The sequence below is a fragment of the Agromyces mediolanus genome (genome assembly GCF_023715325.1).
Taxonomy (GTDB): domain Bacteria; phylum Actinomycetota; class Actinomycetes; order Actinomycetales; family Microbacteriaceae; genus Agromyces; species Agromyces mediolanus_A.
Genome location: NZ_JAMBNX010000070.1, coordinates 1 through 409 on the forward strand (window position 1 = coordinate 1; position 409 = coordinate 409).

Annotated in this window: 1 protein-coding gene; it reads left to right on the plus strand. The window is 63.3% G+C overall.

Going from position 1 to position 409, the window contains the following annotated elements; translation table 11 throughout:
• Window positions 1–38 precede the first annotated feature (38 nt).
• The coding region (locus M3147_RS19115; protein WP_368859842.1) for a hypothetical protein at window positions 39–409 on the plus strand (371 nt) is incomplete at its 3' end.

Here is a 409-nt window from a genome sequence, read left to right on the forward strand (position 1 = left end):
CCGCCACGCCAACCGCCAGCTGAACGAAGGTCCATAACATGCTCCAGACTGTGCTCGACGTCTGCAAGTTCAAGCAGGATGCGATCGAGGTCGCCCTCACCAAGCAGATCGAGGATCTTGCGGACCTCGTTGGTCACTCGGAGGCGGACGCCCGCACCTTCTTCGACAAGACGTACGTCACGGAAGGCATGGCAACGCTTCTGCGCATGACGATGCAGCGGCTTGCCGGGCTCAATGACCAGGCGGCCTTCGAGCTGCGGCAGGCGATGGGTGGCGGCAAGACGCACTCGATGCTCGCTGCAGGCTACCTGGCCGCTCATCCCCAACTGGCTGCCGACGTCGATCCCGCGATCGTGAAGGGCTTCGCTCCCGTCCCGGCCAAGGTGGTTGTAATCTCCGGGCGCAACAT